3 protein-coding genes and 2 pseudogenes are annotated in these 2,127 nt (G+C 39.2%); 4 read left to right on the top strand and 1 reads right to left on the bottom strand.

The window, feature by feature from the left end:
- From BR30_RS37975 to BR30_RS0116150, 4 genes and pseudogenes are all read left to right on the top strand, one after another.
- Positions 1 to 277, top strand: a pseudogene (locus tag BR30_RS37975) (FtsK/SpoIIIE domain-containing protein); the annotation flags it as partial.
- Positions 228 to 635, top strand: a pseudogene (locus BR30_RS38890) (replication-relaxation family protein); the annotation flags it as partial. The pseudogenes BR30_RS37975 and BR30_RS38890, both read left to right, overlap by 50 nt.
- A gap of 3 nt (positions 636 to 638) precedes the next feature.
- Complete coding sequence (locus tag BR30_RS37985) at positions 639 to 818, top strand: hypothetical protein (RefSeq protein ID WP_231507738.1); 180 nt, start codon at positions 639 to 641, stop codon at positions 816 to 818.
- Positions 819 to 831: 13 nt separating this feature from the next.
- The gene (locus tag BR30_RS0116150) at positions 832 to 1,266 is read left to right on the top strand and encodes a hypothetical protein (RefSeq protein WP_026565876.1); all 435 of its coding nucleotides are present in this window, start codon (positions 832 to 834) and stop codon (positions 1,264 to 1,266) included.
- 45 nt (positions 1,267 to 1,311) lie between these two features.
- On the opposite strand, the gene BR30_RS0116155 is transcribed toward BR30_RS0116150, so the two are convergent.
- Positions 1,312 to 2,073 (bottom strand): N-acetylmuramoyl-L-alanine amidase, encoded by a 762-nt coding sequence (locus BR30_RS0116155; RefSeq protein WP_026565877.1) that lies wholly within the window; start codon positions 2,071 to 2,073, stop codon positions 1,312 to 1,314.
- Positions 2,074 to 2,127: the final 54 nt, after the last annotated feature.

Consider the following 2,127-nt stretch of genomic DNA (forward strand, 5'->3'; position numbering starts at 1 on the left):
AACCAGAATCAGCTTTAGATTGACCAACCAGACAGCATCAGAGGTTGTCCTAGACCAAAGTGGTGCAGAGAAGCTACCTAAAGGACTTAAAGGCAGAGCATTGGTGTTAAGTGACAGCTTGGAACAGGTGCAAGTGCCATTCATTGATAATGATTTCATCAAGGAAAAAATTACACCTCACATCAATATAAGGAGTGGTTTATCACATGAGCATAAAGACATTTGTGATGAAGGAAGAAAGGATAGACAGCATCTTACACTCACTAAAATTACTTGATTACCTCACTTCAAGCCAAATCAGAGAACTACATGACCTCAAAAGCCAAAGAAACACTTCTAGAGTGCTTACCAATATGGCTGATTACCTTTGTCACTTTAGAGATGGTGAAAATATTTACTACTTGTCCAGTGAAGGCAGAGAAAGGATTGACTGTGAGGTGGTCAGAAAGAAGACCAATCATGCAAAGCACTTCATTATGAGGAATCAGCTTTACATTCATATGAGATGCCCTTCATCTTGGGAGAATGAACCCAAGTATGGATTCAAGGAGAACAAAAGCCTTACCATTCATCCAGATGCTTCATTCCTTAATATGCAAGGTCAGAGGTGTTTTGTGGAGATTGACAATATACAGAAGATGTCCATGAACAGAGAAAAGATTAAGAAGTACAGAGATTTCATCAAGTCAACCATTTGGGGTGTGCAACCTCTGGTGATATGGGTGACTAGCAGTGAAAACAAACAGAAGAAGTTGATTGCTGAATGTCAAAGTGCAGGAATACCATCAAAGATTTACACAATCAATGACATCATTTAAGGAGTGATTGAGGATGGCTAAATATCAAAGCATGTCTGTAAAGGATTTCATGAGTGGTAAAGAGTGGACTAAAAAGAGGACTTTTGACAATGTGAAAATAGCAGGGTTGGCAAGTGGTGTTGCATCCATGACTGCCTTACTTCCCCAAGTAGGTCATGCACAAACCATTGGAACAGCTACACCTGTCTTCCAACCTGTTGTGGGTGGAGTAATAGCAGGGGCATCAATGGCAAAGATTACAACTGCCTTTCTGCCACTCTTACAGCTATTACAAGACCTTGCCTTCCCTGTTACCTCTATCATTATTACTGGTGCTTGCTTTTTATACATGATTAACATGAAAGATAAGGCTACTTCCTTGATGATTAATGGTATTGTTGGCTATTTCTTGATTCATCTAGCACCTGTGTTCATGAAGGTATTGGCTGAGATTGCAAAAGCTATGTAAACAAAAAAAGGGATACCTCTTAATTAAAGGGGTATCCTGTTTCTTTTATTTGCTGAATTTTACATACTTTGTTGATGCAGTAATGTAATTACCAGACTTTAGAAGGTACATTTTTGCACCCTCAACAGTCAATTCCTTGACCACTGTAAATACATCACCTTTGCTTGCCATGCCCTCTTTAGCATCCCAATCTGGCTTGTTGTAGTACCATAAGGAATCAACCAATACTTCTACCTTCCCAATGCTCTCAGAAGGCTTAGAAGGGGTCACAGAAGGCTTTGGTGCAGGTTTAAGTACATTAGCCACACTTGCCTTGAATGATGTGAATGCAGAAGGATTTGACACCCACATAGCAGGACAATTCTTGCCAGTGATGTCATAGTGTCTGTACAAGTTTTTCTCATTCAGCTTGAACATCTTACATAGTTCTGCAACTACTTGGACTGTTCTTGCTAATGTATCTTTGTGGATGCTTCCATCAGCTTCAATACACATCTCAACACCAATGGTATTAAGGTTAGCATTGTCACCCAATTCATCTGGATAACATCTGCTGTGGTCATGTGCATGATAAGCCACCTCATTAAGAGGAATGATTAACCTTGCTTCATTCTTGTCAATGAACAGATGTGCAGAAGCATATCTCTTGTCTGCAATACATGTACCATTAAAGTAATCCCTTTCATTCTTTGCTGATGCCTTTGGTGTGGCTGTGTAGTGTAAAACAATACCTTTCACAGCACTTAATTTCTTTCCACTTCTGGTGTACTGATTAACCTTAATTAAATCTGTTACCCATAATGTCATAATAAGACCTCTCCTTTTCCCTTTTACATTTTAGTGTTACATGAACATATTACT

This window comes from Bacillus sp. UNC41MFS5, from assembly GCF_000686805.1.

What these genes read in the sequence shown, in the direction of transcription:
- BR30_RS37985 (WP_231507738.1), top strand. Translation starts at nt 639, where the DNA reads ATGTCCATGAACAGAGAAAAGATTAAGAAGTACAGAGATTTCATCAAG.
- BR30_RS0116150 (WP_026565876.1), top strand. Translation starts at nt 832, where the DNA reads ATGGCTAAATATCAAAGCATGTCTGTAAAGGATTTCATGAGTGGTAAA.
- BR30_RS0116155 (WP_026565877.1), bottom strand. Translation starts at nt 2,073, where the DNA reads ATGACATTATGGGTAACAGATTTAATTAAGGTTAATCAGTACACCAGA.